This window comes from Pseudomonas turukhanskensis, assembly GCF_027922365.1.
In the GTDB taxonomy this organism is placed as follows: domain Bacteria; phylum Pseudomonadota; class Gammaproteobacteria; order Pseudomonadales; family Pseudomonadaceae; genus Aquipseudomonas; species Aquipseudomonas turukhanskensis.
Genome location: NZ_BSFN01000004.1, coordinates 84,044 through 110,504, shown reverse-complemented (window position 1 = coordinate 110,504; position 26,461 = coordinate 84,044). Strand labels below are relative to the sequence as shown.

The 26,461-nt window shown below is 60.7% G+C and carries 26 protein-coding genes; 15 read left to right on the top strand and 11 right to left on the bottom strand.

What is annotated here, in order from left to right:
- Window positions 1–66: 66 nt before the first annotated feature.
- Window positions 67–1,179 (top strand): HPP family protein, encoded by a 1,113-nt coding sequence (locus PKE98_RS09140; RefSeq protein WP_271194973.1) that lies wholly within the window; start codon window positions 67–69, stop codon window positions 1,177–1,179.
- Here the strand turns inward: PKE98_RS09140 and PKE98_RS09135 are convergent.
- Window positions 1,176–2,036, bottom strand: coding sequence for a LysR family transcriptional regulator (locus PKE98_RS09135; RefSeq protein WP_271194972.1), 861 nt, complete (start codon window positions 2,034–2,036; stop codon window positions 1,176–1,178). The genes PKE98_RS09140 and PKE98_RS09135 overlap by 4 nt on opposite strands.
- Before the next feature lie 146 nt (window positions 2,037–2,182).
- Between PKE98_RS09135 and PKE98_RS09130 the strand changes: the two genes are divergently transcribed.
- From PKE98_RS09130 to PKE98_RS09110, 5 genes are all read left to right on the top strand, one after another.
- On the top strand, window positions 2,183–2,470 hold the full coding sequence (locus PKE98_RS09130; protein ID WP_271194971.1) for a type II toxin-antitoxin system HigB family toxin: 288 nt from the start codon (window positions 2,183–2,185) through the stop codon (window positions 2,468–2,470).
- Window positions 2,471–2,472: 2 nt separating this feature from the next.
- Window positions 2,473–2,874 carry a helix-turn-helix domain-containing protein gene (locus PKE98_RS09125; protein ID WP_271194970.1) on the top strand — a complete coding sequence of 134 codons (402 nt, stop codon included), beginning with the start codon at window positions 2,473–2,475 and terminating at the stop codon, window positions 2,872–2,874.
- Between the two features lie 104 nt (window positions 2,875–2,978).
- On the top strand, window positions 2,979–4,214 hold the full coding sequence (locus tag PKE98_RS09120; protein WP_271194969.1) for a saccharopine dehydrogenase family protein: 1,236 nt from the start codon (window positions 2,979–2,981) through the stop codon (window positions 4,212–4,214).
- A gap of 113 nt (window positions 4,215–4,327) precedes the next feature.
- Window positions 4,328–4,567 carry a CopG family ribbon-helix-helix protein gene (locus tag PKE98_RS09115; protein WP_271194968.1) on the top strand — a complete coding sequence of 80 codons (240 nt, stop codon included), beginning with the start codon at window positions 4,328–4,330 and terminating at the stop codon, window positions 4,565–4,567.
- Window positions 4,557–4,841: a type II toxin-antitoxin system RelE/ParE family toxin gene (locus tag PKE98_RS09110; RefSeq protein ID WP_271194967.1), complete on the top strand. Its 285-nt coding sequence runs from the start codon at window positions 4,557–4,559 to the stop codon at window positions 4,839–4,841. The genes PKE98_RS09115 and PKE98_RS09110 overlap by 11 nt, the downstream gene beginning before the upstream one ends.
- Window positions 4,842–4,907: 66 nt before the next feature.
- Here the strand turns inward: PKE98_RS09110 and PKE98_RS09105 are convergent, their stop codons facing one another.
- Window positions 4,908–5,306 (bottom strand): nuclear transport factor 2 family protein, encoded by a 399-nt coding sequence (locus PKE98_RS09105; protein ID WP_271194966.1) that lies wholly within the window; start codon window positions 5,304–5,306, stop codon window positions 4,908–4,910.
- Window positions 5,307–5,482: 176 nt separating this feature from the next.
- On the opposite strand from PKE98_RS09105, the gene PKE98_RS09100 reads away from it, so the two are divergent.
- From PKE98_RS09100 to PKE98_RS09085, 4 genes are read left to right on the top strand one after another with little or no spacing between them, the layout of a single operon-like run.
- Window positions 5,483–6,664, top strand: a complete 1,182-nt coding sequence (locus tag PKE98_RS09100) for an ABC transporter substrate-binding protein (RefSeq protein WP_271194965.1) — start codon at window positions 5,483–5,485, stop codon at window positions 6,662–6,664.
- 3 nt (window positions 6,665–6,667) lie between these two features.
- Complete coding sequence (locus PKE98_RS09095) at window positions 6,668–7,537, top strand: branched-chain amino acid ABC transporter permease (protein WP_271194964.1); 870 nt, start codon at window positions 6,668–6,670, stop codon at window positions 7,535–7,537.
- Complete coding sequence (locus PKE98_RS09090; protein WP_271194963.1) at window positions 7,534–10,026, top strand: branched-chain amino acid ABC transporter ATP-binding protein/permease; 2,493 nt, start codon at window positions 7,534–7,536, stop codon at window positions 10,024–10,026. Before PKE98_RS09095 ends, PKE98_RS09090 begins: the two co-directional genes overlap by 4 nt.
- Entirely contained in the window at window positions 10,023–11,261 is a 1,239-nt protein-coding gene (locus PKE98_RS09085; protein ID WP_271194962.1) for an amidohydrolase family protein, read from the top strand. The genes PKE98_RS09090 and PKE98_RS09085 overlap by 4 nt, the downstream gene beginning before the upstream one ends.
- Here PKE98_RS09085 and PKE98_RS09080 read toward each other — a convergent pair.
- Together PKE98_RS09080 and PKE98_RS09075 are read right to left on the bottom strand one after the other, a co-directional pair.
- On the bottom strand, window positions 11,250–11,942 hold the full coding sequence (locus PKE98_RS09080) for a GntR family transcriptional regulator (RefSeq protein ID WP_271195208.1): 693 nt from the start codon (window positions 11,940–11,942) through the stop codon (window positions 11,250–11,252). The two genes, PKE98_RS09085 and PKE98_RS09080, sit on opposite strands and share 12 nt — an antisense overlap.
- A gap of 102 nt (window positions 11,943–12,044) precedes the next feature.
- Window positions 12,045–13,616: a gamma-glutamyltransferase family protein gene (locus tag PKE98_RS09075; protein ID WP_271194961.1), complete on the bottom strand. Its 1,572-nt coding sequence runs from the start codon at window positions 13,614–13,616 to the stop codon at window positions 12,045–12,047.
- Window positions 13,617–14,007: 391 nt separating this feature from the next.
- Between PKE98_RS09075 and PKE98_RS09070 the strand changes: the two genes are divergently transcribed.
- The 5 genes from PKE98_RS09070 (at window position 14,008) to PKE98_RS09050 (ending at window position 19,242) form a co-directional block, all read left to right on the top strand.
- Window positions 14,008–14,574: a YybH family protein gene (locus PKE98_RS09070; RefSeq protein WP_271194960.1), complete on the top strand. Its 567-nt coding sequence runs from the start codon at window positions 14,008–14,010 to the stop codon at window positions 14,572–14,574.
- A gap of 500 nt (window positions 14,575–15,074) precedes the next feature.
- Window positions 15,075–15,332: a hypothetical protein gene (locus tag PKE98_RS09065; RefSeq protein ID WP_271194959.1), complete on the top strand. Its 258-nt coding sequence runs from the start codon at window positions 15,075–15,077 to the stop codon at window positions 15,330–15,332.
- Window positions 15,333–16,124: 792 nt separating this feature from the next.
- Window positions 16,125–17,744 carry a methyl-accepting chemotaxis protein gene (locus PKE98_RS09060; protein WP_271195207.1) on the top strand — a complete coding sequence of 540 codons (1,620 nt, stop codon included), beginning with the start codon at window positions 16,125–16,127 and terminating at the stop codon, window positions 17,742–17,744.
- A 23-nt stretch (window positions 17,745–17,767) separates the two neighbouring features.
- Window positions 17,768–18,823 carry a porin gene (locus PKE98_RS09055; RefSeq protein WP_271194958.1) on the top strand — a complete coding sequence of 352 codons (1,056 nt, stop codon included), beginning with the start codon at window positions 17,768–17,770 and terminating at the stop codon, window positions 18,821–18,823.
- 41 nt (window positions 18,824–18,864) lie between these two features.
- A complete protein-coding gene (locus PKE98_RS09050; RefSeq protein WP_309298747.1) occupies window positions 18,865–19,242 on the top strand; it encodes a phosphate ABC transporter substrate-binding protein in 378 nt (125 codons plus the stop codon).
- A 146-nt stretch (window positions 19,243–19,388) separates the two neighbouring features.
- On the opposite strand, the gene PKE98_RS09045 is transcribed toward PKE98_RS09050, so the two are convergent.
- The 7 genes from PKE98_RS09045 to PKE98_RS09015 are packed head-to-tail and all read right to left on the bottom strand — an operon-like array spanning window position 19,389 to window position 26,444.
- Window positions 19,389–20,588 (bottom strand): MFS transporter, encoded by a 1,200-nt coding sequence (locus PKE98_RS09045; protein WP_271194956.1) that lies wholly within the window; start codon window positions 20,586–20,588, stop codon window positions 19,389–19,391.
- Window positions 20,585–21,325, bottom strand: coding sequence for an alpha/beta fold hydrolase (locus PKE98_RS09040; protein WP_271194955.1), 741 nt, complete (start codon window positions 21,323–21,325; stop codon window positions 20,585–20,587). The genes PKE98_RS09045 and PKE98_RS09040 overlap by 4 nt, the downstream gene beginning before the upstream one ends.
- Window positions 21,326–21,344: 19 nt before the next feature.
- Window positions 21,345–22,205, bottom strand: coding sequence for a cache domain-containing protein (locus PKE98_RS09035; protein WP_271194954.1), 861 nt, complete (start codon window positions 22,203–22,205; stop codon window positions 21,345–21,347).
- Between the two features lie 59 nt (window positions 22,206–22,264).
- On the bottom strand, window positions 22,265–23,389 hold the full coding sequence (locus PKE98_RS09030) for an acyl-CoA dehydrogenase family protein (protein WP_271194953.1): 1,125 nt from the start codon (window positions 23,387–23,389) through the stop codon (window positions 22,265–22,267).
- A 36-nt stretch (window positions 23,390–23,425) separates the two neighbouring features.
- Entirely contained in the window at window positions 23,426–24,226 is an 801-nt protein-coding gene (locus PKE98_RS09025) for a crotonase/enoyl-CoA hydratase family protein (protein WP_271194952.1), read from the bottom strand.
- Complete coding sequence (locus PKE98_RS09020) at window positions 24,223–25,296, bottom strand: acyl-CoA dehydrogenase family protein (protein ID WP_271194951.1); 1,074 nt, start codon at window positions 25,294–25,296, stop codon at window positions 24,223–24,225. The genes PKE98_RS09025 and PKE98_RS09020 overlap by 4 nt, the downstream gene beginning before the upstream one ends.
- Window positions 25,296–26,444 (bottom strand): acyl-CoA dehydrogenase family protein, encoded by a 1,149-nt coding sequence (locus PKE98_RS09015; protein ID WP_271194950.1) that lies wholly within the window; start codon window positions 26,442–26,444, stop codon window positions 25,296–25,298. Before PKE98_RS09015 ends, PKE98_RS09020 begins: the two co-directional genes overlap by 1 nt.
- Between the last annotated feature and the right edge of the window lie 17 nt (window positions 26,445–26,461).

Sequence of the window (26,461 nt, the reverse complement as noted above, 5' to 3'; positions counted from 1 at the left end):
CGTTAGTTATCAATAGAGGTCATCGCCACACTGCCGCCGTCAAAACTGCCGAGCTTGTGTTGCCTGATGTTCTCCACCTGGTTATCCGCTTTTCTGCCTGCCAACCCCCATACCCGCCCCACCGAATGGCTACGTGCTGCCTACGGCGCCGCATTGGCTGTGTTTGTCTGTAGCTGGGCGTGCAAGCAGCTGTTTGGCATGGACCTCGCGCTGCATTTGCTTGGCCCACTGGGCGCCTCCGCTGTGCTGCTGTTTGCGGTTTCCTCCGGCGCACTGGCGCAGCCGTGGTCGATCGTCGGCAGTTATGCCGTTGCCACCGTTGCCGCCGTCGGCGTCCTGCTCGTCTGCCCGCCCGGCCTTGCTGCCGCCGCCATCGCCGTGGCCGGTACCCTGGTGTTGATGTGCGTGTTGCGCTGCCTGCATCCGCCCGGCGCGGCGCTCACCATCTGCCTGGTGCTCGGCGGCCCGGCGCTCACCAACCTTGGCTGGCACCTGCTGTTTCCCGCGCTGTTCAACGCCTTGGCATTGCTGGCCTGCGCCCTGCTCTACAACAACCTCACCGGCGTGCGCTATCCGAAAATGCCGGCACCGGCGGGCAACCTGCACGCCACGCAAGACCGCTCGCCGGTGGAGCGCGTGGGCATTACAAGCGCCGACCTCGATGAAGCCCTGAACGAGCTGGGCGGTTTTGTTGATATTCAGCGCGAAGACCTCAAACAGATCATTCGCACCACCGAGAAAAACGCCCTGCGCCGCAGCATGGGCGCGATCTGCGCCGAACAGATCATGTCCCGCGACGTGCAAACCGCCACGCCGCAAACCACGGTCAAACAGGCGCTGGCGCTGCTCAAACACCATCACCTCAAAACCCTGCCGGTGCTCGACGCCCAGCGCCGGCTGGTCGGCATCGTCAGCCTGATCGACCTGTATGGCCAACGTCGCCACCAACGCCCGCGCGGCCTGTTGGGCCGCCGCCGCGATGTGCCGCTGGAAGACGTAATGAGCCAACCGGTAATCGCCGTGCAACGCAGCACCCATGTGGTGGAAATGATCCCGCTGCTATCGGAACAAGGGCTGCACTGCCTGCCCGTGCTGGACAAAGGCGAACTGCTGGGCATCGTCACCCAGACCGACCTGATCGCGGCCTTGCACCGCGATCTATTGATGCACCTGGGTTAAGCGGGGTCCCAGCGCTGCGACCAATCGGCGCCGCTGCGCACCACCTCGCGCAATAAGGCAAAGGCCTGCTGCAACGCCTCACTGTCACGCTCGCGGGCGTACACCAGGTACGTCGGGTAATTGAACTCCGGGGCCTTCTCCACCCGTTCCAGCGCGCCGCTATCGAGATAACTCTGCACCACCCGCGTGCGGAAATAGCCGCTGCCGCCGGACGCCAGAATGTACTGCAACGCCAGCGGCCCGTGGTTAAACCCCAGCGCCGCCTTGGCCTTTTCCGGCAACGCCGCATCGTGCTGACGGCGAAAGCCCTCGCCCCAGTCGATATACACATACGGCTCGGGCTGTTGCGGCTGACGCACCAGAATCAGCTTTTCCTCCAGCAGTTGTTCCACCTGCAAGCCCGGCCAGTACGACGGCTGATACACCAGCGCGGCATCCAGCACACCCAGCTCCAGCTGTTTAAGCAACGCCTGGCCATCGCCAATCTCCGCCCGCACCGCAAAGCCTGGCATCTGTGCGCGCAGCTGCTGCACCCAACTGAGCATCAGCGGGTTGCACAAACTCACCTCACCGCCCACGCGCAGCACTGTGCGGTAGCCCGTCATCAGCGGTAGATCCCGCTGCGCCGCTTCCCAGGTTTGTACCAGTTGATTGGCGAACACCACAAAAGCCTCGCCATCGGCCGTAAGCCTGGCGCCGGCGCGGTTTCGCACAAACAGCTTGCAGCCCAGCTGGCTCTCCAGGTTCTGTACCCGGGCGGTAATGGCCGTTTGCGTGACGTGCAGCTGCTCGGCAGCAGCCACCAGACTGCCGCTGCGAACAATCTGCAGAAAAGTGCGGGCGAGTTCGATGTCCATATAGGGCTCGGCGTGGAAGATGGGGATAGTGTAGAGACGCAGTCGGCATTGGCCGAGAGACTTTTCCCAAATCCACGCATAGCAGGTTGCTATATTTTACGTGACGAATTAGCTTCCCCATAGCAAAATGCGATATGGGTACGGTCATGCATGTGATTACACAAAAAAGGATTTGGCTGGCGAAGGCAAAATGGCCGATGGCGGCGAACGCACTGGATACGTGGTACCGCCTCATCAAGGCCGGCAATCCGACCGACTTCGCCGAGATGAAGCGGGTGTTCCCGGCGACCGACAAGGTTGGCGCTCAGCATGTTTTCGACATTGGCGGCAACAAGCTGCGCTTGATTGCGATCGTGCAATACCGGGCCCAGAAGCTCTTTATCCAGCACGTGCTAGACCATTGTGAATACGACAAAGGCAAGTGGAGGGAATAAGCATGTCTGCACTGCTCAAACAGGCCAGCAAACACTGGCAATACGTCGCCCCGCTGCTGACAAAACCCGATAACGAAGATGATTACGACACCCTGACCGCCGTGCTTGATGAGTTGCTCGCGCTAATCGGCGACGACGAAAACCACCCGCTGGCAAGCCTGGCTTCAAACATCGGCAGCCTGCTCGAAGCGTACGACGAAGCGCACCGCCCCATGCCAGAGGTAACCGGCGCAGACGTTCTTCGTTATCTGATGCAAGAACACCAACTGTCGCAAAGCGACTTGCCGGAAATTGGTGCGCAGTCAGTGGTTTCAGAGATTCTCGCTGGCAACCGGCAGTTGAATGTTCGCCATATTCGGGCGCTGGCAGAACGCTTCAACCTGCCGGTAGAAGTGTTCTTCTAACGCCGCGGTTGCCAAGCCCAGCATTGATTGCTCGGCTAAGGTCAATCGGGCTGCGAGTTAAAACGAATCGCCGCCAACCCGATCACCTACCCGGACAGAACTGCATGACCTCCCCTGCCTATGACCTCGTCGTATTCGGTGCCACCAGCTTTGTGGGCCAACTGCTCACCCGCTATCTGGCTGAACAGTTGCCCTTGGAAGCACCCACCTTGCGCTGGGCCATTGCCGGTCGCTCGGCACGCAAACTCGACGAGCTCAAACGCAGCCTGGGGGCGGCCGGGCAAACGCTACCCAGCCTGATTGCCGACGCCGCCAACGAAGCGCAGTTGCAAACCCTGTGTAGCCAAACCCGCGTGGTGGTTTCCACCGTCGGCCCTTACGCCCTCTACGGCGAGCCATTGGTAAAAGTCTGCGCCGAGACCGGTACCCACTACTGCGACCTCACAGGCGAGGTGCAGTGGATCAAACGCATGCAAGACAAATACGAAGCCGCCGCCAAACAATCCGGCGCCCGCATCGTGCATTGCTGCGGCTTCGACTCGGTGCCGTCCGACATGGGCGTGTATTTCCTTCAGCAGCAGGCGCAGCAGCACTGGGGCCAGGCGGCCACGCAGGTCAAGATGCGGGTAAAAACCCTCAAGGGCGGCGCGTCCGGTGGCACCATCGCCAGCATCATCAACGTCGCTCAGGAAGCCGCTGCCGACCCGGCCCTGCGCAAAGAGCTGATGAACCCCTACTCCATCTGCCCGCCCGGCCATGGCTTTACCGCCCGCCAACACGCGGTGCGCGGCGTGGAATACGACAATGACTTCGGCGTATGGACCGGCCCGTTCCTGATGGCCGCCATCAACGAGCGCGTGGTGCACCGCTCCAATGCGCTTTCCGGCAACGCCTACGGCAGCTCCTTCACCTACAACGAAGCCACCCTCACCGGGCCTGGCCTCAAAGGGCGACTGACGGCTTTCGCGTTCGTTTTCGGCCTGGGCTTTTTTATGCTCGGGGTGATGATTGCGCCGATTCGCAAGCTGCTCGAACGCTTTGTGTTGCCCAAACCAGGCGAAGGGCCGAGCCCTGAAGCACAACGGGCCGGGCGGTATGACCTGCGCTTTGTCGGGCGCTCGGCAACGGGCCAGGTGCTGAATGTGAAGGTCACCGGTGACCGTGATCCGGGTTACGGCTCTACGTGCAAAATGCTGGGGCAGGCGGCAATTAGCTTGGCACTGGATCAACCGCAGACAGGGAGTGAAGGCGGCGGTTTCTGGACGCCGGCCACGGTGTTTGATCAGCGTTTTATCGAGCGGCTAAGACTGCACGCGGGATTGGGGTTCGAGGTGGTGTGAAAACCGCTTGGTAAACCGACCAACGCCAGGCCGGCCTCCTTGAGACAAGCTGTATTACAACGTAGTCTTCTGCAGTATTTAAACCACACCTTCCTACAGCTGAGGAGTTGCCTATGCCCACGATGTCGCTTCGTCTGCCGGACGATATTGAAGACACGCTCGCCCGACTCTCCAAAGCGACGGGGCGCACCAAGTCATTTTTAGCGCTCGACGCTTTGCGCGAATACCTCTCCAGAGAAGCCTGGCAGATCGTCGAACTCCAAAAGGCCATTGCCGAGGCCGACGCCGGCGATTTCGCGTCTGAAGATGAAGTAGCCGCGACCGTTGGCAAGTGGACGAAGCGTGCGAATTGAGTGGCTGCGCAAAGCACTCAAGAACCTGGACAGCGAAGCCACCTATATCGCGGAGCACAATCCTCAAGCCGCTAGCGATTTCGTTCAGGCTGTGATGGCCGATGTTCAACGGCTCGCGGAGTTTCCCAGCATGGGACGAGAAGGACGGTTACCCGGCACGCGTGAATGGCCGATGGTGAATCACCCCTTTCTCATTCCATACCGGGTTCGCGATGGTCGCTTGCAGGTACTGCGAGTGTTTCATACCCGCCGGCAGCCACCTGAGAATTGGTAATGGCGCGGTGACGCCCTCGTGCACTTCAAGGCCCCGGAACGAACCACATTCCTATGGTTCGGCCTTTCACGCCTTGCTCACCCCCGGCTCCAATATCCACTCCGCACTGTCATTCCACACATCCATATGGGTGATCTTGCCGTCGCGCACTTCAAAGCGGTCCAGGTAGCGGTTACCGGAAAAGCTGCGGCCGTCGGGCCAAACGCCGTACAGCGTGCCGTTGGAATACACCACGGTGTGATCGCCGCGATCCATCCAGTCGAAGTTACCCAACGCCTTTTTCACCCAGGTGTAGCGCGCACCGTTGAAGGCGGTGATCGCCTGCGGGTTGGGCATCACCCGGCCCCCGGTGAAGGTAATTTTTACATCAGCACTCATAAAGGTCGCCGCGCGAACCGGGTCCGGCGCCATTGAGGCCTCGAGAAAATTGCTAACAATCTGTACCGCGTCATTTATTTCCGACATCGATAAAACTCCTGATCCAAAGAAACCTTGAACGCCTCGGCGTGGTGCAGGCCGCCTCACTTTTGCGCAAAGGCAGAGGCGCTAAGCCGCAGAGACCGCCATTTCACGGGCCTGCATGACTGGCATCGTACTTGCTAGCAATAAATATGCAAATGCTAGCAATCAGGAGAATAACGATGGCCGCTCGATTTCCCACGCTGCAACGCCTGCTACTGCCTTTGGCGGCGGCAGTCTCTTTTAGCCTTGGCGCCCACGCCGCCGAGCCGCCGATCAAGGTCGGCCTGGTCGCTGCGCTTTCCGGCCAGTCGGCCAAGTCGGGCGAAGCCCTGACCCGTGGCCTGACCATGGCGATCAACGAGGTCAACGCCAAGGGCGGTGTGCTCGGCCGTCAGTTGGAACTGGTGCGCCGCGACGACGAAAGCAACCCGTCCAAAGGCATGCTCGCCGCCCGCGAACTGGTGCAACGCGAGAAAGTCACCGTGCTGTTTGGTGGCCTGGATACGCCGGTGTCACTGGCCATCGTGCCGCTGGCTAACCAGATGAAAGTTCCGTTTATGGGCATCTGGGCGGCGGGCACGAAAATCACCGAAAACGGCGCGGCGGATAACTATGTATTCCGCGTATCGGCCGTCGATGAATTGGTGGACGAAGCCCTGGTGAAGTACGGCGTCGACAACGGCATGAAAAAGCCGGGGATGATTCTGATCAACAACCCCTGGGGCGAGTCCAACGAGGCCGGCTTCAAGCGCGCCCTGGAAAAACGCGGCCTGGCAAATGCCGGTGTCGAGCGCATTCAGGACAGCGATTTGGACGTAGTGCCGCAGCTTACCCGCCTGAAAAACGCCGGTGCCGACACCCTGCTGATGGTCGGCAACGTCGGCCCGTCGGCGCAGGTGGTCAAGTCGCTGGACCGCATGGGCTGGGACGTGCCGGTGGTGTCGCACTGGGGCCCGGCGGGCGGGCGTTTTGGTGAGCTGGCCGGGCCGAATGCCTCGCGCGTGCACTTTATTCAGACCTACGTGTTCACCGACCACAACAGCGCCAAAGGCGATGCCCTGCTCGCCGCGCTGAAAGCCGCCTACCCGCAGATAAAAACCCTGGCCGACGTAACCCCTGCCGTCGGTATCGCCAACGCCTACGACGCCCTGCACCTCGCCGCCCTGGCCATCGAGAAAGCCGGCAGCACCGAGGGCAAGGCAGTGCGCGACGGCTTCTACGCCATCGGCGACTACGACGGTCTGATCAAGCACTACCAGCAGCCGTTCACCACCACCAAGCATGACGCCCTCGGCCCAGAGGATTATCTGTTCACCCACTTCGTCAACGACCAGATCGTTCCGCTGAAGGCCAAGGAGTAAGCCATGTTCACCGCCGCCATTATTTCCGGCCTTGGCCTGGGCAGCATGTACGCGTTACTGGCGTTGGGGTTTCACCTCACCTACGTCGTTTCGCGCACCGTCAACTTTGCCCAAGGCAGCGCAATGATGGTCGGCGCGGTGCTGGGTTACACCTTCAGCATTACCTGGAACTGGCCACTGTGGCTGGCCCTGCCGGCGACCCTGAGCCTGTGCGCGCTGTATGGCCTGGTGATCGAACGCTGCCTGGTGCGGCCCTTCCATAGCCGAGGTTCGCAGGCCTGGCTGATGGCGACGGTGGCGGCCGGCATTCTGGTGGACAACCTCGCGCTGTTTACCTTCGGCAAGGAGCCACGCCAGTTCGACAGCAGCCTTGCGCACCTGAATATCGACCTGTTCGGCAGCAACGTCGGCGCCCAGCAGCTACTCATTCCACTGGCCGGCGCAGCGATTGCCCTGGTGCTGTTTCTGGTGCGCCGCTACACGCGCCTGGGCAAGGTGCTGGAAGCCTGCGTGCAGAATCCGAAGGCCGCGATGTTGATGGGCATTAACGTCAACCGCGTGGTGGCGATTGCGTTTGCCGTGTCCACGGTGTTTGCCGCCATCGCCGGTTTACTGATCGCGCCGCTGTTCAGCGTGAGCGCCGAGATGGGCATGTTGTTCGGATTGAAAGCCTTTGCCGTGGCCATTCTCGGCGGCATTACCAGCGCCGGCGGTGTGTTTGCCGCCGGCCTGTTGTTCGGTCTGGCCGAAGCCTTGATCACCTTGTATTTCGGTTCGGCGTTTACCCAGATCGTGACCTTCGCGCTGGTGATTCTGGCACTGGCCACACGCCCTAACGGTCTGTTCGGCAGCCAGGCATTGGTGAAAGTATGAGCCCAATCAAAACCCTCGCCGCTCCGGTATTTATCGCCCTGCTCAGCGCAGTTTGCGTGGGCCTGGCCTTTACCCTCGACAGCTACTCCCTGCTGGTTTTCACCCTCTGCGCCCTGGCGGCGGTGGTGGGTGTGGGCCTGAACATTCTGATTGGCTTGAGTGGGCAGATTTCCTTCGGCCATATCGCCTTCTACGCCATCGGCGCCTATGTGTCGGCACTGCTCACCCTGGCCGGCTGGCCGCTGTGGCTGGCCCTGCCCGTCGCCGGCCTGGCGACTGGCCTGATCGGCGCCTTGCTGGCCATTCCGGCACTGCGCGTCAGCGGTCCGTACCTGGCAATGATCACCATCGCTTTTGCCTTTGTGGTGCACCACAGCCTGATCGAATGGCGTGACGTTACCGGCGGCTCCAACGGCTTGATGGGTATTCCCATGCCCGAGTTTGCCGGCCTCGACCCATCCATACTGCTGGCCCTGCTGGCCGGTGCGCTGATGATCGGCGCCCTGCTCTTCTACCAGCGCCTTAGCCGCAGCAGTTGGGGCATGGCGATGCGCGCGGTAAAAGCCTCCGAAATCGCCGCACGCTCGCTGGGCTTCAACCCGGTAATCAGCAAAACCCTGGCCTTTGCCTTGTCGGCTGGTTTTACCGGGCTGGCCGGCGGCCTGCTTGCGCCGCTGCTGATGTTTATCAACCCGGAGTCCTTCCCGTTCTCCCAGTCCATTTTGTTTGTGCTGGCGGTGATCGTCGGCGGTAGCGGCATGTTGTTCGGGCCCTTGATCGGCGCGCTGCTGATTGTGCTGGTGCCCGAGCTGCTGTCGAACTTTGCCGAATACCGCTTGCTGATTTTCTCGGCGTTGCTGCTCCTGGTGTTGTGGATCGCGCCCAACGGCCTGCTCGGTGCGCTGGCCAAACGGCTGCTGAAACCTGCGCGCCTGCTGCCACCGACGCAAATCAACCACGAACGCATCGCCGCCCATCTGCGCAGCCGTGGCCCGGCCACCGGCCTTAAGGTGACCGATATCGGCATTCGCTTTGGCGGCGTTCAGGCCGCGCAGCATGTGAGCTTGCAGGCCCCAGCCGGCAGCATCACCAGCATCATCGGCCCCAACGGTGCCGGCAAAACCACGGTGCTGAATATGATCAGCGGCTTCTACGCGCCGGACAGCGGCCAGATTGAGTTGCAGCAGCCCCTGGCCGGCCTGCCCGCCTGGAAAAGCGCCCGCGCCGGTATCGCCCGCACCTACCAGACCACCCTGCTGTTCGGCGAAATGTCGGTGCTCGACAACCTGCTGGTGGCCATGCAGAAAGGCCGTCTCGGCTTGCCGTTCAGCCTGTCCAGCAGCCAGCAGCGCAACCTCGCGTTGGATCTGCTGGCCCTGGTCGGCTACCGCGGCGAAGTGAACATCGCCGCCGACGACCTGCCCCATGTCGACCGCCGCTTGGTGGAAATCGCCCGCGCCCTGGCCACCGCACCGTTAGTACTGCTGCTGGATGAACCGGCGGCCGGCCTGAGCCGCCAAGACACCGACACCCTGGCGCTGCTGCTGCGCAAGCTCGCCGACTTTGGCCTGACAGTGATACTGGTCGAGCACGATATGGCCCTGGTGATGTCGGTGTCCGAACACCTGCTGGTGCTTGACGCCGGCAAGCCCATCGCCTGCGGCCCGCCCGCGCAAATTCGCCAGAACCCGCAGGTGATCGCTGCCTATCTCGGCGGCACCGAATACCAGGCCACCCCGCGCGAACAACTGTGGGACGGCAGCCGCGATGCGCGTTTGTACGTAAAGGATCTGGTGATCGACTACGGCGCCTCGCCGGTGGTCAACAAGGTCAATATCGTGGTCAACCCGGGCGAGCTGGTGGCCATTCTCGGCGCCAATGGCGCGGGCAAATCCAGCATCCTGCAATGCCTGGCCGGGCTGCACCGGGCCAGTGGCGGCAGCATTCTGCTGGACGATGAAAATATCGAGCTGGCCAGCGCCAGTAGCGTTGCTGGCAAGGGCCTGGCCCTGGTGCCGGAAGGCCGTCAGGTGTTCCCGTATTTGAGCGTGCGCGACAACCTGTTACTGGGCGCCTATTCACGCCGCAATGCCGTAGACACCGACGCGGAAATCGAGGCGATCCTGGCCCGATTCCCGCGCCTGCGTGACCGTATCGATAACCCGGCGGGCCTGCTTTCCGGCGGCGAACAGCAGATGGTCGCCGTGGGCCGTGGGCTGATGGCCAAGCCAAAAATTCTGCTGCTGGATGAACCGTCGCTCGGCCTGTCGCCGGCCATGATCGGCGAGCTGTACGACGCCCTCGCCGCCCTGCGTGATGAAGGCGTGACCATCCTGCTGGTCGACCAGATGGCCAACCTGGCGCTGCAAGTGGCCGACCGCGCCTATGTGCTGGAAACCGGCTGCATCGTCAAAGCCGCCAGCGCCGCCGAGCTGCAGAACGACAAGGAACTGGCCGCGGCCTACCTCGGCGAAGCGGCCAGCGCATGAGTGCCCTGAACATCATCAATGCCCGGCTGGGCGACGACACTGGCACCACCGAGCTGTACGTCGAGAACGGCTATTTTGTGGCAGCCTTCGGCCCGGCCACCCGCGACTGGCAAACCCTCGACCTGCAAGGCCGCTTACTGCTGCCGGGCCTGATCGAAACCCATATCCACCTGGACAAGGCCTGCATCATGCAGCGCTGCCATCTGCACGAAGGCACGCTCAGTGAAGCCATTGCCCAGACCCGCGCAGCAAAGGCCACCTTTACCGAGGAAGACGTGTACCAGCGCGGCGCCCAAGTGCTGGAAAAAGCCATCGTGCAAGGCACCACCCATATGCGCACCCACGTCGAGCTGGACCCGCAAATCGGCCTGATCGGTTTTAACGCCATCCGCCGTTTGCAGGCCGACTACGCCTGGGCCATCACCCTGGAACTCTGTGTTTTCCCCCAGGAAGGCCTGCTGGATAACCCCGGCACAGAGGAGCTGCTGTGTTACGCCCTGGAGAACGGCGCGACGGTGCTCGGCGGTTGCCCGTATATGGACAGCGACCCGCATGGGCACATCCAGCGCCTGTTCGAGCTGGCCGTGCGCTACGACTGCGACCTGGACTTGCACCTGGATTTTGACCTCAACCCGGAAGGCATGACCGTGAATGAAGTGGCACGTTGCACCTATCTGCATGGCTGGGGCGGCCGCGTAACCATCGGCCACGTCACCAAGCTGTCGACGCTGGCCAAACCGGCGTTGATCGAGCTCGGCCTGCACCTGGCCGACGTCGGCGTGCAGGTGACCTGCCTGCCCAGCACCGACCTGTTTCTCACCGCCCGCGATACCTTCCACAACAAACCGCGCGGCCTCGCGCCGTTAGCGCCGTTGCACGCCTGCGGGGTCACCTGCTCGCTGTCCACCAACAACATCGGCAACCCCTTTACGCCCTACGGCGACGCCTCGCTGATTCGCCAGGCCAACCTGTACGCCAACGTCAGCCAACTCGGCACCCAGGTGGAACTGACGCAGTGCCTGGCCTGGGTGTCCAGTGAATCAGCGCGCTTGTTGCGGTTGAAAGACTACGGTTTGCTGCCGGGCTGTCGCGCCGACTTTATCGTATTCGACGCGCACTCCAAGGCCGCGGTGGTCGCTGAAATCAGCGCACCGCTCATGGGTTTCAAAGGGGGCAAACAGACATTCAGCCGACCGGCCGGCCAGTTGCTGACACCAGCGGCGTCAGTCGCTTAACGCCTGCTTGAGATTGAATTCCTCGGGCGCGCCCTGCTCCAGCGCCAACTGATCTTCCAGTTCATCGAGGTGCTCGAGCATGACTGCCACGGCCTGCTCGTTATCGCCATTTTCCAGGGCAGTGATGATCTGCTGATGCTCGTCCGAAGCGCAGGACGGCACGTCACCGCGCTGGTACAGCGCCACAATCAACGAACTGCGCACCATCAAGTTGGCGAGAATGTCGCTGAGCACCGTGTTGCCGCTGATTTCGCCCAGCAGCAGGTGAAACTCGCTGAGCTCGCGCACGATGGCGCGGCGGTCGGTGTCATTGGTGGCCTTGCGCTCACTGTTCATATGGCTGGCGATGCGCTGGCGATTCTTGCGCATGATGGCCGGGGTAATCGCCTCGACAATCGCCCGTTCCACCGCACGGCGGGCGCTGAAAATATCCCGCGCTTCCTTGGCCGTTGGCTGCGCCACCATGGCACCGCGATTGGCCTCGATGGTCACCACTTTCTGCATGGCCAGGCGCTGCAGTGCCACCTGCACATGGTTACGGTTGGCCTGCAGGCTTTCAACGATATGCGCTTCGATAAGGCGGGTGCCAGGCGGCAAGCGATGCTGGGCAATAGCCTTGAACAGCTTGTCGACGATGCGTTCCACTTCAAGCTGTTTGGCGGTGACAGTGCTCAACCCTATCCTTCCTTCTGCTGTGCTGAACGCCCCATGCCAACGCACGAGGCTGCGGCTGGCGGGCAAGCGGCGGCATTATCCGCCAGAGGCCCGAAGCCGGTAAATACTTCAATCGGGCTGACCAAGGCCCGTGCCCTCGCCGCGAGGATCATGCATGGCGCTGCGCCGGCCGGCGGCATCAATGGCAATCACCCCGGCATGGCCCGTCATCGGGCTGCGCGCCGGGATGCTTTCCACTTCATGCCCCAGTTTTGCCAGGCCCGCGACCGTTTCAAGCGGCATATCGCCTTCGAGCTTGAGGTTGTCGGTGCTGTCGAAAAAGCTGCGACCGAGCAGAAAGCGCGGCGTCTCCAGCGCCTTGTCGATGGGCTGCTCGAAGTCGATTAATTGCGTGGCCAACACCATCTGCGTTTGCGGCTGCCCATCGCCGCCCTGGGTGCCGAAAAACCAGCGCCGACCATCATCGGCCAGGTAACACGACGGGTTGAGCGTATGCGCCGGCCGTTTGCCCGGCGCCCAGCCATTCACATGCTGCCCATCGGCGTTAAAGCCGGCGGCGCGGTTCTGCCACAACACGCCGGTATCGCCCAGCACGCAGCCAGAGCCGAAATCATGGAACAGGCTCTGAATCAGACACGCCGTACGGCCTTCAGCATCCGTTGCCGCCATCCACACCGTATCGGCTGGGCGGCCCGGTTCGTTCCACGGTGCGGCTTGCTCGTCATCAATCGCAGCGGCATACGCCTGCACCGAAGCGTCCTCCAGGCTGGCGGCAACATCCCACGGCCGGCTTACTGGGTCGCACAGTTGCGCATTGCGCCGCAGCAGGCCCTGTTTGATCGCCTCAACCAGGTAGTGGTAGTAAAGCGCGCTGCCATTGCCGGCCGCCGCCAACGGCTTGTGCTGCAACGCCGCCATCGCCTGCAAGGTGTACAACCCCTGGCTTGGCGGCGCCACGTTATACAGCCGGCCCCGGCGATAGCGCACTGAAATCGGTGCCACTTCCAGCGCACGGGTGGCTGCCAGATCGGCCGTCGTCAGGCCGCAACCCAACCGATCAAACGCAGCCCCGAATGCCTGCGCCAGTTCGCCCTGGTAAAAATCCTCCACGCCATGCCTGGCCAGATGGCGCAGCGTATTGGCCAACTCGGGCTGGCGCAGCGTATCGCCCTCGCGCAGCCAACGGTTGTCGATGGTGCTCAGCCGGTGTAAATCCGGCAATTGCGCAATCAGCGGCAGGCGCATGGTTTGCCAGAACAACTGCGACTGCGACACCGGCACACCGGCCGCGGCGGTATAGGCGGCGTCTTCCAGCACATCTGCCCAGCCCATTTTCGAACCCCACTGCTGGCGGCTGATCGTCGCGGCAACCTCCCAGCTTTTCAGCGCGCCGGCCGTGGTGGCCACCGAGGCAGGCCCACGCACGGCGATCGCCCCGCCCTCAGGCATCCGCTGCCCGGCCTGACCGATACCCACGATGGTGCGCACCTGGCGGTCATGGATCATCCATAGGGCATCGCCACCCAGGCCCGTCATATGGGGAAACACGGCGGCCAGCATGGCGCTAGCGGCCAACATCGCATCGATGGCGGTGCCGCCAGCGTCAAGAACCCGCATACCGGCAGCGCTGGCTTGACTGTGAGGCGTGCAGATGACGGCACGGGTGGAAGTGGCATGCATGGCGCGGCGCTCTCTATGTGCTAGCTATAGATTTATTCATTGCTAGCAAAGCAATAAGCATGCCTTGCGAAAGGTGGCCGAGGTAGCCCGATTCCCACAATCGTAGAACCACCCCACTGAAGACACTGAATACGGGCACTACCAGAAAGCCGGAGGCCGATAGCTGGCAAAACAGAGACGAGTACGCTCAGGTACTCCCAACCTGCGTAATGGGTGAAACATGAAAAACCTGTACGGCGTCAGTTATACCGAGAAGCACACTCAAATAACCGGGCAAAAACTCCCGCCCAAGTCTTATCAGGTAATTCCGACACCACTCGCGCCGCTCCAATAGTTCGAGACACATCAACGTAATCAGATGCAACTTGGAACCGTCGATGAGACAAACAACATGAAGAAAATTATTGTGGCAGCGCTTGTTTTTACAACTTCCGCGCTGGTTTTTGCTAACGCTGAAAAGGATGAAAACGCCGTGGAAAACTATATTCAAATGGGTGGTAAAGGCATGAACGCTGATAATGGCAGCCGCTCGGGCGCAGCGAATGAAACAGAGCAAGTGCTTGAGATGGTGCGTATTTATACCCGCAGCGTGAATGAAGGGGATGTTCACCCTGAACTCATCGACAAACTTTGGGAGCACAGCCCGCAGGTATCCAACATCAATATCCGCGGCCATCAAAAAGGCTTTGATGACATCAAGACCAACTTCTATGCGCCGATATATGCCGTATTGAAAGACCGAAACTTGAGAATGGTGACAGACGAGAGAAAACCAGCGGTTTATATATTTGATAATACGGCAGTAGTGGAATTTTACTGGAAGCTGAATGCGACGGTGATAGAGGACAATAAAGCAGTCAGCATGGCAGGTCGCGAAACCCATGTTTATAGAAAGACAAGTGACGGATGGAAGCTGGTGCACTTGCACTACTCAGGCATGCCTGTGACAGGGTTTTGAGTTTGTGCGGCCCTTGGCGCTCTACCACGACGTCCTGATGGCTCAGCACTGATGGGCTGCCACCTGTCCGGTGATGGTGCTGACGGCATCGCTAGGCCCAAGGGCAACCCAAAGGCCTGGGGGTCTATGAGTACGATACATGCGGGCTCCACACACGTGAGTACTCAGCCAAACACACCGATTGATATCAGATTTGCGCTGTCTGGTACCTGCTAGGGCTATTCAAATTAGCTCATTTTTACCCCAACACCGCCCGCGTTTCTCCCCGTCAAAAAACGACGGAGATCTGACACTCAGGGGACGTTTCTGACCTCGACTTGCAGTTTTCAGAATCGCTGGAAACTGGAAATGCCAGACCAATCTGGCACCCAGATTCTGGGACATTCAAGTTGAGGAAATTGTCATGCTGAAAAAACCTGATCGCCAATTTTGCGATGAGCCTCCGCCAACCGGCTCCAAGCCTCGGCTACCAGACCAGGATTTATCCAACGATTGGAGAGATGATCGTTGTGCATGACAGTCTGGATTTCGGGCCGCTCGCAACAGATGACCAACTGAGTCGTATGGCTTCATTATGGGAGCCCGATGAGCCTTTCGATATTCCGCTACTTCCAATGAGTTGCACCACTGCGGGACTAGGGAATTACTCTAGCTTCGATATCAATCCCGCCAACGGCATTCCGCTGATGTGCGACACGCTGGATTCGCTGGGGAATCCTATTGGGTGGAGCGATACGGATTCAGGACTTATCCCCTAGTTACGGCGAGTACTGGCCCGGGCGGCTCACGTCACACAGCAGACTGCAGCTCGGCCGCCGTGGAGCGAGCGCCGGATGGAATCCAGAGAGTGTCTCCTGCATGCCAAGCGCCGATGACGAGCTATTTTATGAAGGACCTCCCCTCCCCGACTCTTCCTTGCCCGACGCGGTCGGATTGGGAGGTGTGCGGCATAGATAACGCAAATACCGCTCTCAAACCAGCGGTTAGGCCAGCATCTTGTCCAGCAGTTGCTCCAGTCTCGTCAACTCTTTGGAGTTAAGCCCTGCGGTGAACTCCTGCATAGCCGCGCCCGCCAGCACGGGAATCTGTCTATCTCCGCTACCACACCCGAATTCATCCAACGATTGCGACCTGATCGTTGTACATGACAGCCTGGATTTCGGGCCTTTGGCAACCGACGGTGAACGGAGACGATCGGCAGCATTGGAAAGGGAATGAGGCGTTCGAGTCCGCTGTAGTTTCTTCGTTTGAAACGGCCACCGAGTCCGGGTTTAGCTTCATGGTCGTTACGGATTAAAACAGCGATACCAGGCAAACGATCACTTCGACTACCGACGGTGAACACACGAAACCCACGCCACCCAGCGGGGCTTCAATCCCCCGCTGCATTTCAGCGTCCGGTCAGTTGGTTTCTTACACGGCCCATCGAGCCAGCTAACACGCACGCCTAATTAGACACATTTTATTTTTCTGTTCAAGTCTTCCAGAATCACTTTCTTGCGGCTAAGGTGCAGGCGCTCGTTTCTTTCGCCATCACCAGTGCCGAACCCATGCTCAAAAATCTCCCGCTGACCCTGAAGCTTTTTCTCGCCCCGGCCGTTGCGGTGTTCGGGCTTGTTCTCTATGTCGGCTATACGTCGTATCAGCTTTCCGGTACCGACTCCCGCTTGCAGGCGTTAGAGACCAAAAGTCATCCGGCACTGGAACGAGCAGACGCGGCGATCTTCCAGTTTTCACGTGTTCCGGGCCTGCTCAATAGCGCGGTTGCAGCGAGTGAAAGCAATCTGCTGAACGAGGCCGATGGCGTACTGCGCAATGTCAGGGATCGTCAGTCAGAAATCGAAAAGCTGCTCGACAGCCCGGGGCGTCGCCAACAACTGGAGGATTGGCGCGCGGCGGTGAATCGCTACGCTGAAAACGCTACCTCCGTCTCCAGCAAGCTCATCAGTGGCAGCGCCTCGTTCGACGATTTGCGTCCGGACCTGGATCGCATGGCCAAAGACCTCGCCACCGCGCAGCAACTGGCCGATGCGTTTCGCGATTCCGTTTATGGAGAATTTGCGCAAACCCTGGTGGAAACCCGGGAAGCCAACGCAACCACCACACGCGTTGGAATCGCGCTCAGTGTGGTGCTTCTGGTTTTGGTAACGCTGTGTGCCTGGACAGTGACGAGCAGCATCATGACCAATGTGCGGGGCGTGATTGATTCACTGAAGAGCATAGCCAGTGGCGAGGGCGACCTGACCCGCCGACTGAGTGTTGGCTCGAACGACGAGATCGGCAAGATGATCCAGTTGTTCAACGACTTTCTGGGCAAGTTGCAAGCCACGATTCGTCAAATCATCAATGCCGCCACGCCCATAGGCGGCTGCTCCAAAGAGCTGTATCGGCTCACTCAGGGCTCGGAAGAAAACGCCAAATCGCAGCAGTCGCACACCGACTCCATAAACCGCGATATCCATACCATGACCGGCAGCATTCACGAGGTGGCGCAACGTTCGCGCCAGGCCGCTGATGAGGCCGGTTCAGCCTCGCTCCAGGCGATCGCCGCGCAGAAGAACATCAGCAATCTGGCGACCGGCATCAGTGACTTGGGAGACAGCGTGATGAGCGCTGTTCTGGCGATGCAGAAACTTGAAGAAGAGACGCAAGAGGTCGGCTCCGTTCTCGTAGTCATTCGCAGCATTGCAGAACAAACCAACCTGTTAGCCCTGAACGCAGCGATTGAAGCAGCACGTGCGGGAGAACAAGGTCGCGGCTTCGCCGTAGTGGCTGACGAGGTGCGCAATCTGGCGCAAAAAACCGCCGCCTCCACGTCGGAAATCCAGCAGATCATCCAGCGTCTGCAAACCAGCGCCAATACCGTCCTGCAGGTCATGACCGCCAATGGCAGCAAGTCGCGAGAAAGCATCGAGCATTCCATCGAGGCCACTCGTTTGCTCGAAGGCATCGCGCGCACAGTTACCCAGATCGATGAGCTCAATGCCGGCATAGCCCGCCACACCCAAGAGCAGATCGGTTTGTCCGAATCGATTCAAAAAGAAACAGAAGTGTTGCAGCAGGACGCACAAGCAACCGCTGACGGAGCAGGAGCCACCGCACGCCTTGGCGAGCAACTCGTAGAAACAGGAGAGCATCTACGCCAGGCAACTGCCCAATTTCGCGTTTAACAACAGTTGGAGCAGTCTCAAACATGCACAAGTTAAATCTAGTAGGCGTGGCGATCTGCCTCGCCAGCAACTCGGCCGTCGCCTTGGATCAGGGAGACTACCGACTCAATGGATTCGGCACGGCAGCGATCAGTCGCGTTGCGGGGGCACAAGATGCAAAGGGGTACGGAATTTCCGGCCAGACCACAGATTCATGGCGCGGTGATCAACTGTCCAAGCTGGGTGGGCAGTTCACTTACGGCGTAACCGATCAGTTGGCGGCCACCGTCCAAACCGTGGCCAAGCCCGAACAGGACGACTGGCGTTTGCAACTGGAATGGGCCTATCTGGCCTACTCGATCAACGATCAGCTCACCGTCCGCGCAGGCCGTCTACGGCCTAATGCCTTTATGTTTTCCGAAACGCTGGATGTCGGCTACAGCTACCCATGGCTTCGCCTGCCTGACGAAGTGTATAGCCAGATGCCGATCTCCAACTACGAGGGCGCGGACGTACTCTATAACCTCCCCACCTCGCTGGGCACCGTCGCGCTGCAAGCCAGCTACGGCCAGGCGGTGAACCGCAACATTTTTATTCATGCGCTCGATGATCGCCTGGACGCCGACTACAAGAAGCTGCTGACAGGCAGCGTAAGTTTGGCCACAGAATCCCTCGGGACCTTCCGCTACAGCTACACCGAGTCGACGCTCAGCGTGGACCACAGCGACGAATTCAAAGGAAAATTCATGTCCCTGGGCCATCAGTTCGACGATGGTGCGTGGGTGACCAACGCCGAGGTCATCAATCGTCGCAGCCCGATCAGTGAGCATGATGCGTTTTACATTATGGTCGGCCACCACTTTGGCGATTTCCTACCGCACGTTACCTACGCACAGCATGACGAAAGTGATGCCGGTCGCGACTCTTCGTGGGCCTTTGGCCTCAATTACAGCGTGAACGCGAACATCACGTTGAAAAGCGAATACAAGCGCGTCGAGTCCACCAATCACTACAACGGCAGTTTCGTTCCGGCGTACAACACCTCCGAGCCCACGTTCGACGGCGACATAGTCAGCATCGGCGCTGACTTCGTATTCTGAGAGGAGCTTTCATGAATCATTTCGCTCGAAACCTGCTCGCCATGAGCCTGCTAAGCCTCGCCCTTCCGCCTGTACAGGCGGAAGTCGCGGTAATCGTCAATCCCGGGTCGGCCAAAGCACCGACCCAAGGGGAAGTGGCGAATATATTTTTGGGAAAGGACAAGTCAATGCGTGGCGTTGACCAAAAAGACTGGAATAGCACCAAAGAAAAATTTTACGCCGGCGTCGCCAGCAAGAGCGAAACCCAGCTGAAGTCATACTGGTCGGGCTTGGTGTTCACCGGCAAGGGCCAGCCGTTGCCTTCAGAAGCCGGCGACGCCGAGGTGGTAACCAAAGTAGCCGCTGAACCCGATGCCATCGGCTATGTCGATAGCTCGGCAGTCAATAGCTCGGTGAAGGTGCTGTTCACCCTGCCCTGACGCGACAATAACCTGCATCACCCGGATGGTTGGGTGCATGCAGGTTTCCGGGGGCTTTGCAGTACATGACCAGGTGATAGACATGGCCCGAATGGCGCGTTCATCACCCCTGACTCATGGGCCGACAGCGGTCTTCGGCCCATGAGTCAGTTCATTGCGTTCGCCGTTTGGCGGCACAACATCAACACCAGACAGAATCCTCCCAAAGACATCAAACCCGCACAGAGAAAAATCTGCGCGTAACCCAGGCCCGATGCCACCAAGCCCATCATCGGTCCCGCCATGCCGACCGCCACATCAAAAAACAACGACAGCGCGCTAAGCGCCGAGTTGCGATTGGCTTCAGGTGTGCGGGTCAGGGTTTCCACCGCCAGCCCCGGATACACCCACGACACGCCCACGCCCGTGAGCACACCACCGGTAATCGCCAGCCCAGGCGAAGGCGCGAGCCAGATCAGCAACATGCCCAGGCTCTGAATCAGCAAGCAGCCGGCCACCACGTTGTAGCCACGGTAGCGGTGCAAGATGCCCGATGTACTCAACCGCGCGGCGATAAACCCGGCGCCGAAGCCGCTCAAGCAGTAGGCGGCGTGCTGCCAGCCAAGGCTGTCGAAATACAGGGCGATAAAGGCCGTCAGCCCACCGTAGCCCACCGAGCTGCAGACCAGCACCAGACCATTGGGCATCACCGCCACCAACACGCGGTGAAAGGCCAGTCGCACGCCGGCCACCAGGGGCGCCGGGCGTTTACCAAGGGCAATCAGCAGAAAAATAAACCCCAGCAACACCGTGCACAGCCCGATGCTGACAATGCCAAACCCGTTGCGCAGCACCACGCCCAGGGGCGCACCGACGGCGGTGCCGCCATACGCGGCAATGCCATTCCACGACATCACCTGCGCCGTGCTGGGCGTACCGCAGCGGCCGATGGCCCAGGTGCAGGCCGGCGTGGAGATCATCGCGGTGGATACGCCCAGCACCAGTCGCCCGGCCAGCAGCAACGGCACGCCCAACCACGGCTGGGCATGCAGAACAATTGCCAGCGTGGTAAGGCTGCCGCTGAGCATCAAGCCGATGAAACCGCACAGCACCGAGCGCTTGGCGCCGTAGCGGTCGGCCACGCTTCCGGCCAGTGGCCGGGCCAGCAGCGTGGCGAAGAACTGGATGCTGATGACCACTCCGGCGATCACCGACGACAAGCCCAGATCGTTAAGCACGTAGCCGGGCAGCACTGCCAACGGTAAGCCGCTGCAGGCGTAGGAGATAAAGTTGAAGCCGATGATCGACAGAATCCGCAGGTTAGTGCGTACGGCCTCGCTGCTGTTCACCGCGCCGACCGCGGTCACAGGGGCAGCTCAAGGCCCCGTATGACATCCGCGAGCAGCTGCGGGTGCGATACGAACGGCTCATGCGGCGTGTCGATTTCGAGCACGGTGCTCGCCCCCGCCCGCTCGGCAAATCGGCGTTGCCAGGCGGCAGGCAGAATATTGTCGCGCAGGGTGACGATATAGGTGGCCGGTACCAGCCCCTCATAACCGGTGCGCGTAATCGACTCGGTTGCCACACTTGGCGGCGTGGCGTCCTGGGCCACTTCACTCAACAACCAGCCCAGGGTCTCGGCGCTCAGGTCCTGACCAAACATGGCCACGGCCATTTCCTGCGGTGTGGCTTTGGAAGGGTCTAGCGGCCAGCCGACATGGTCGGGGCTTTCGCCGTGAAGCGTGCTGCCCAGTTGCTCAAGGATGGATTGGCCCTCGCCCGGCAAGGCGCAGGTCAGGTACACCAGGTGGCGATACAACTGCGGCGCGCCAACCGCCATCAGCGGCAACAGCGCACCGGCGATGGAATGGCCGAGCAGTACACCTTGGCGCACACCGAGGTCGCGCAGGTCCTGGTTGAGCTCCGCCACCACATCATTCAGCGACAGCGACGTCACATCGCGGCCGCGCTTGGTGCCGCAGCCGGGCATATCCAGGGTGAGCACCCGGGCGAATTGCGAAGGCTGCTTTTCGAAGGCCGCCAGCAAGGGCGCCCAGCACCACGAACCATGCTGGCCGCCGTGCAACAGAATCAGATCAGTCATGCGCGCAATCCCTGCTCAATTACTGGTTGGTGTAACAGCCGACAGCCACGGCATAGCCATTCACCCGTTGCAGGAAGGTTTTCTTGTATTCGTTCTGGCCAGTAATGGGGTTGCGCCACAGGTAATCGATTTCACCGGTTTCGCCGTCTGCCATCAGCTTGAGAATCTCCTCGCCAATGGGTTTGCCGTCGGTGGAGAGCAGAGCCTTGAAGTCGGTGCCGATTAGACGCGGGAGAAAACCGTGGGCGATAAAGCGCTTGGTTTTCAGGTCGACGACAAAGGCGTACAGGTCGTCCTGATTAAGCTTCTTATCGTGTTTGTTGATGCGCACGAACGTGGTTTTCGGGTCGCTGCGCACGTGCTCGGCAACCGTCTGCAACAGCTGCTTGGCCTGTTCGGGGCTGGAGCGCGGCATGTAGTAGCCAACGGAAATCACCCGCTCGCCGACGCGCTGGTAAAACACCCGTTTGCGTTCGACCTTCGCGTGCTGCCAGTTCCACCAGCGGTATTCGGCGCTGTGTACGGTGCCGTCTTCGGGTTGCGAGATGGCTTGCTGGAAGGCTTTTTTCAGGTCGTCGTCCAGGGCGTTGACGACCTGCTTGCCGACTAGCGAAACCGAGGGACCACCACTGGCAAGCATCACGCCCGAGGTGTCGACCACATAGATATACAGCTCACCGTCCACATAGGCACCCTGGCGGCTGAACTCGGCCAGGGCGGCATCACCCTTGGCTTTGTAGTCGGCAACGGCTTTGGCCAGCAAGACGTTGGCGCGTTGGGTGTCGGCGCTGTAGGCATCCGGCGCAGGGGCCGTTTGCGCCGAGCCGCTGAGGGAAGTAAAGCACAGGCATAGAACGGCGAAAGCTCGATAAAGGCTCATTGTTGTTATTCCTCTGGTGGTCTTTCTGGTGTCACTCCCTGCGCATACTCCCGCGTGGCCTACAGGGTTCGGCCGATGATTTCTTTCATGATTTCCGAGGTGCCGCCGTAGATCCGCGCCACCCGCGCATCGACCCACGCCCGACTGATTTTGTACTCGCTCATGAAGCCGTAGCCGCCGTGCAGTTGCAGGAATTCATCGAGCAATTTGCCCTGCATTTCCGAACCGAGCAGCTTCGCCATGGCGGCCACATCCGGAGCCAGTTCGCCGCGCATGACCTTGGCCAGGCAGTCGTCGACAAACACCCGCAGCATGGTGAACTGCGCTTTGGCTTCGGCGAGCTTGAAGCGGGTGTTTTGGAAGTCCAGCACCGGCTTGCCAAACACCTTGCGTTCGCGGGTGTAGTCGATGGTTTCGTTCAGCAGGGTTTCGATGGACTGCGCGGCGCGAATGGCGATGATCAACCGCTCCCACGCCAGTTGGTGGGTCAGGTACTTAAAGCCCTGCCCTTCCTCGCCCAGGCGGTTGCTGGCCGGCACGCGCACATCGTCGAAAAACAGCTCGGCGGTGTCTTGGCCCTTCAGGCCGATCTTTTCCAGCAGTCGGCCTTTGGAGAAGCCTTGCCGGTCTTCTTCGATGCAGATCAGGGTGAGTTCTTTGGCCGCCAGGTCGAGCTTGGTGGCGGTGACCATCAAGCCGGCGTTACCGCCGTTGGTGATAAAGGTTTTTTGCCCGGACACGATGTAGTCATCGCCGTCCTGGCGCGCCAGGGTGCGCATGGAGCGCAGGTCGCTGCCGATGCCGGGTTCACTCATGGCGATCACGCCGATCAACTCGCCGCTGACCATACGCGGTAGCCAACGTTGTTTCTGCTCTTCGCTGCCGTACGCCACGATGTAAGGCGCGACGATTTCAGAATGGGTGGTAAAGCCCACGGCAGTGGCATTGGCCCGCGCCAATTCTTCAATCATCACCGCCGAGTGGCCAAAGTCGCCGCCCGGGCCGCCGTATTCTTCCGGCACGGTGGAACACAGCAGGCCGGTCTCACCGGCTTTCAGCCAGACTTCCTTGGGCACGATGCCGTTCTTTTCCCACTCATGCAGGTACGGCACAATCTCGCGGTCGACAAAGCGGCGCGCCTGCTCACGGAACATATTGTGGTCTTCACGGAAAACGCCACGCATCGTCACTACTCCAAATTTTTATTAGGGCTGCGGCCGTTACTTATCGAGGTAATCGGGCTTACGTTTTTCCACGAAGGCGCTCACGGCTTCGTGGTGGTCCTGCGTGTGGTGGGCCAGCGATTGGTATGCCGCCGACAACTCCAGCAACGAGTCCAGGCGCATATGCTGGCCTTCGCGCAGCAGGCGTTTGCACAGGCGCAACGAGTGGCCGGGATTGCTGGCAATGCGTTCGGCCAGTGAGCGGGCTTCGGACATCAGCGTTTGATGGGTGCACACCTGCTCCACCAAGCCCCAAGCCAAGGCTTTGGCAGCGTCAATGGCGTCGCCGGTAAAGGACATGATGCTGGCTTTGGGAATACCGATAATCCGCGGCAAAAGCCAGGCGCCGCCGTCGCCGGGAACGATGCCCAGGCGCACAAAACTTTCAGCAAATAACGCGGTGGTCGACGCGAGGCGGATGTCACACATGCACGCCAGGTCCAGCCCAGCACCAATGGCCGGGCCGTTTACCGCGGCAATCACCGGAATATCCAGCTCGTAAATGGCCAGCGGAATACGCTGAATACCGTCGCGGTAGGTGTTACGCAACTCGTACGGGTCACCGGCAAAAATGCCAGCGCGCTCGTGCATGTCCTTGACGTTGCCGCCGGCGCAGAACGCGGAGCCATTGCCGGTAAGGATCATCACTCGCGCCGAACGGTCGCGGCGCAGTTCGGCACACAGGTCGACGAACTCCTGAATCTGCTCAGGGGTGGTCAGCGCATTGCGGGTGTCGGGGTGGTCCATGCGCACGGTGACGATGCCGTCCTCGCGCTCAATCTGTAGAAACGGGCTCATGCCGGATTACTCGCAAGGCGGGTTAGAGGTTGTTGGCTATGGCTGGTCAAAAGCGGCCAGTAGGCCTCGCTGCCGGCCTGGCAGATCTGTTCGCCGAGGCGTTGGCTCCATAGGCTGGCCGAGCCGAATTCGCTGCGCCACGCCCAGAGGCGGCGGGTGAGCAAATGCAGCGGGTATTCCTCGGTAAAGCCAATGGCGCCGTGAACCGAATGGGCAATGCCGGCGCCAACACTGGCGGCTTCGCCAGTGCTGACTTTGGCGGCGGCGATGGTCAGCCCGGCCAGGCCGTCTGTGGATTCGGCAAACGCCGCTTCGGCGGCGATACCGGCAGCGGCGGCCTGTTCGGCAAACACCGCCAGTTGCTGTTGAATCGCCTGGAACGAGCCGATGGCTTTGCCGAACTGCTGCCGTTCACGGGCGTAGTTGGCGGTCATATCCAGCAGCGCATGCAGGGCCCCGGCCGTTTGCGCAGCACGCAACATGGCGCCGCCCAGTTCGAGCACGCGGGCGTCCAGTCCAGCGGGCAAGGGAGCCTGGGCCAGTACCTGGGCATCGGTGAAGCTCAAATCATCACGCGGCTCACCTGCGACGTTCAGCGCCAGGGTTACCTCGCTGGCGGTATTACGTTGCAGCAACACCACGCTCGGCGCACCGCTCAAGGTACTGGCGACTGCGACTATGGCATCGACATTGCGGCCCCAAGGCACGGCATGGGCAATACCGCTCACCCGGTCAGCTTCGAGAACCAGCACGGTATTGACCGCCACACTCAGCGATCCCGCCCGGCCCTCAAGTCCGGCCTGGCTCAGCAGCCAGTTACCCAGCAGCGCTTCGCCCAATGGCGCCGGCACCGTAAACCGCCCGGCCGCGCGCACCATGCCGTACATATCGGCCCAGCTGGCTTCGGCACCGCCGAGGGCTTCGCTCACGCCGGCGAAAGTAAAGCCGGAGTCATCGATAGCGGCCCATAGCTCGGCTGGCCATTCGCCGCCTTCGCAGCCCAGCACATAGGCTGGGGTGGCCAGGTCGGTGAACAGGCGTTCAATCGTCGCATCAAATAATTCGCGCATTATCGCAACCCCAGCCCACGGGCAATGATGCCCCGCAGAATTTCGCGAGTGCCCCCGCGCAGTGAGAATGACGGCGCCATTTGCGTGAGATAGGCCAGCACGCGCGCATACTCGCTGCCGCCCTCTTGGCGTGGATCGGTTTCTAACAACAGCTGGGCAACTTCGGGCAGTTCCTGTTCAAACACGTTGCCTAGGTCTTTTACACACGAGGCCGCCCACGCCGGGTGCTCGCCGGCCGCCAGTTGCGCGGTCACCGACAACGACATGTTGCGCAGCGTCAGCAGCTTGGCCGACAACCGGCCAATCTCGCGGCTTTGCAACGCGTCGGGGGTTTTGCCAACGGCATCGATCAGGGTTTTCAGCAGCGCCATGCAGCTGAGAAACCGCTCCGGGCCGCTGCGCTCGAAGGCGAGTTCGGCAGTCACCTGATCCCAGCCTTTGCCCTCGCTGCCGATCAATGCATCAGCCGGCACCCGCACGTTGTCGAAAAATACTTCATTGAAATGCTCGCCACCGGCCAGGTCGCGGATCGGCCGAATGGTGATGCCCGGCAGGCTGAGGTCGACGATAAATTGCGACATGCCGTCGTGGCGCGCTGCCTGTTTTTCGCCGGTGCGCACCAGGGCAATCATGTAATTGGAATGATGGGCGTTGGTGGTCCAGACCTTTTGGCCATTGAGCACCCAGCTGTCGCCGTCACGCACCGCATTGCTTTTGATAGAGGCCAGGTCAGAACCGGAGTTGGGCTCGCTCATGCCAATGCAGAAGTAACTTTCACCTCGGCAAATCGCTGGCAGGTAATGCTGCTTCTGCGCGTCAGTGCCGAACCGGTTGATCAATGGCCCGCTTTGCCGGTCGGCAATCCAGTGGGCCGACACCGGCGCACCGGCGGCCAGCAACTCTTCAATGATCACGTAACGGGCAAATGGCCCGGCTTCCGCGCCGCCGTATGCCTTGGGCAAGGCCATGCCGACCCAGCCCTTGGCACCCAGCTTCTTGCTGAACTCAGCGTCAAACCCCATCCAACTCTGCGCACGCAGGGTTACGGGATAGTCCGCCAGGGTCTTTTGAATAAAGGCGCGTACCTCGGCACGAAGCGCTTCGGCTTCGGCAGGCAGACGACTGTAGGTAAATTGACTGATGGCCATATGCGCTCTCGGGCGGT

What these genes read in the sequence shown, in the direction of transcription:
- PKE98_RS09140 (WP_271194973.1), top strand. Translation starts at nt 67, where the DNA reads ATGTTCTCCACCTGGTTATCCGCTTTTCTGCCTGCCAACCCCCATACC.
- PKE98_RS09135 (WP_271194972.1), bottom strand. Translation starts at nt 2,036, where the DNA reads ATGGACATCGAACTCGCCCGCACTTTTCTGCAGATTGTTCGCAGCGGC.
- PKE98_RS09130 (WP_271194971.1), top strand. Translation starts at nt 2,183, where the DNA reads ATGCATGTGATTACACAAAAAAGGATTTGGCTGGCGAAGGCAAAATGG.
- PKE98_RS09125 (WP_271194970.1), top strand. Translation starts at nt 2,473, where the DNA reads ATGTCTGCACTGCTCAAACAGGCCAGCAAACACTGGCAATACGTCGCC.
- PKE98_RS09120 (WP_271194969.1), top strand. Translation starts at nt 2,979, where the DNA reads ATGACCTCCCCTGCCTATGACCTCGTCGTATTCGGTGCCACCAGCTTT.
- PKE98_RS09115 (WP_271194968.1), top strand. Translation starts at nt 4,328, where the DNA reads ATGCCCACGATGTCGCTTCGTCTGCCGGACGATATTGAAGACACGCTC.
- PKE98_RS09105 (WP_271194966.1), bottom strand. Translation starts at nt 5,306, where the DNA reads ATGTCGGAAATAAATGACGCGGTACAGATTGTTAGCAATTTTCTCGAG.
- PKE98_RS09100 (WP_271194965.1), top strand. Translation starts at nt 5,483, where the DNA reads ATGGCCGCTCGATTTCCCACGCTGCAACGCCTGCTACTGCCTTTGGCG.
- PKE98_RS09095 (WP_271194964.1), top strand. Translation starts at nt 6,668, where the DNA reads ATGTTCACCGCCGCCATTATTTCCGGCCTTGGCCTGGGCAGCATGTAC.
- PKE98_RS09090 (WP_271194963.1), top strand. Translation starts at nt 7,534, where the DNA reads ATGAGCCCAATCAAAACCCTCGCCGCTCCGGTATTTATCGCCCTGCTC.
- PKE98_RS09085 (WP_271194962.1), top strand. Translation starts at nt 10,023, where the DNA reads ATGAGTGCCCTGAACATCATCAATGCCCGGCTGGGCGACGACACTGGC.
- PKE98_RS09075 (WP_271194961.1), bottom strand. Translation starts at nt 13,616, where the DNA reads ATGCATGCCACTTCCACCCGTGCCGTCATCTGCACGCCTCACAGTCAA.
- PKE98_RS09070 (WP_271194960.1), top strand. Translation starts at nt 14,008, where the DNA reads ATGAAGAAAATTATTGTGGCAGCGCTTGTTTTTACAACTTCCGCGCTG.
- PKE98_RS09065 (WP_271194959.1), top strand. Translation starts at nt 15,075, where the DNA reads ATGATCGTTGTGCATGACAGTCTGGATTTCGGGCCGCTCGCAACAGAT.
- PKE98_RS09060 (WP_271195207.1), top strand. Translation starts at nt 16,125, where the DNA reads ATGCTCAAAAATCTCCCGCTGACCCTGAAGCTTTTTCTCGCCCCGGCC.
- PKE98_RS09055 (WP_271194958.1), top strand. Translation starts at nt 17,768, where the DNA reads ATGCACAAGTTAAATCTAGTAGGCGTGGCGATCTGCCTCGCCAGCAAC.
- PKE98_RS09050 (WP_309298747.1), top strand. Translation starts at nt 18,865, where the DNA reads ATGAGCCTGCTAAGCCTCGCCCTTCCGCCTGTACAGGCGGAAGTCGCG.
- PKE98_RS09040 (WP_271194955.1), bottom strand. Translation starts at nt 21,325, where the DNA reads ATGACTGATCTGATTCTGTTGCACGGCGGCCAGCATGGTTCGTGGTGC.
- PKE98_RS09035 (WP_271194954.1), bottom strand. Translation starts at nt 22,205, where the DNA reads ATGAGCCTTTATCGAGCTTTCGCCGTTCTATGCCTGTGCTTTACTTCC.
- PKE98_RS09030 (WP_271194953.1), bottom strand. Translation starts at nt 23,389, where the DNA reads ATGCGTGGCGTTTTCCGTGAAGACCACAATATGTTCCGTGAGCAGGCG.
- PKE98_RS09025 (WP_271194952.1), bottom strand. Translation starts at nt 24,226, where the DNA reads ATGAGCCCGTTTCTACAGATTGAGCGCGAGGACGGCATCGTCACCGTG.
- PKE98_RS09020 (WP_271194951.1), bottom strand. Translation starts at nt 25,296, where the DNA reads ATGCGCGAATTATTTGATGCGACGATTGAACGCCTGTTCACCGACCTG.
- PKE98_RS09015 (WP_271194950.1), bottom strand. Translation starts at nt 26,444, where the DNA reads ATGGCCATCAGTCAATTTACCTACAGTCGTCTGCCTGCCGAAGCCGAA.